Here is a 1,130-nt window from a genome sequence, read left to right as displayed (position 1 = left end):
ATCTTCGAGGCCGACGACGGCACCGTCACGCGCGTCACCTATGCCGAGCTGCTGGCACGCGTGTCGCGCTTCGCGAACGCGCTGAAGAAACGCGGGATCGGCAAGGGCGATCGCGTCATCATCTATATTCCGATGTCGATCGAAGGCATCGTCGCGATGCAGGCCTGCGCGCGCATCGGCGCCACGCACTCCGTCGTGTTCGGCGGCTTCTCCGCGAAATCGCTCAACGAGCGGCTCGTCGACGTCGGCGCCGTTGCGCTCATCACCGCCGACGAACAGGCGCGCGGCGGCAAGACGCTGCCGCTCAAGAGCATCGCCGACGAAGCGCTCGCGATGGGCGGCTGCGAAGCGGTCAAGAGCGTGATCGTCTATCGCCGCACCGGCGGCAAGATCGACTGGCATGCCGAACGCGACCTGTGGATGCACGAGATCGCCGACGGCGAATCCGACACCTGCGCGCCGGAATGGGTCGGCGCCGAGCATCCGCTGTTCATCCTGTATACGTCGGGCTCGACCGGCAAGCCGAAGGGCGTGCAGCACAGCACCGGCGGCTACCTGCTGTGGGCCGCGCAGACGATGAAGTGGACCTTCGACTGGAAGCCGGCCGACGTGTTCTGGTGCACGGCCGACATCGGCTGGGTCACCGGCCACACGTACATCACGTACGGCCCGCTCGCGTGCGGCGGCACGCAGGTCGTGTTCGAGGGCGTGCCGACGTATCCGGACGCCGGCCGCTTCTGGAAGATGATCGGCGATCACAAGGTCACGGTGTTCTACACCGCGCCGACCGCGATCCGTTCGCTGATCAAGGCTGCGGAAGCCGACGACAAGGTCCACCCGAAGAGTTACGACCTGTCGAGCCTGCGCATCATCGGCACGGTCGGCGAGCCGATCAATCCGGAAGCGTGGATGTGGTACCACAAGCACGTCGGCCAGGAGCGCTGCCCGATCGTCGACACGTGGTGGCAGACCGAAACCGGCGGCCACATGATCACGCCGCTGCCGGGCGCGACGCCGACGGTGCCGGGTTCGTGCACGCTGCCGCTGCCGGGCATCATGGCCGCGGTGGTCGACGAGACGGGCCAGGACGTGCCGAACGGGCAAGGCGGGATTCTCGTCATCAAGCGTCC

1 protein-coding gene is annotated in these 1,130 nt (G+C 67.1%); it reads left to right on the top strand.

Annotation, left to right across the window (positions count from 1 at the left end):
* On the top strand, positions 1-1,130 hold a 1,130-nt coding region (locus tag U4Z64_RS37260; RefSeq protein WP_321822680.1), incomplete at both ends, for an AMP-binding protein.

It is taken from the genome of Burkholderia sp. BCC1996 (assembly GCF_905339955.1).
Lineage (GTDB): Bacteria > Pseudomonadota > Gammaproteobacteria > Burkholderiales > Burkholderiaceae > Burkholderia.
The sequence above is the reverse complement of the archived record's forward strand: the minus strand, read 5'-3'. Positions and strand labels throughout refer to the sequence as shown.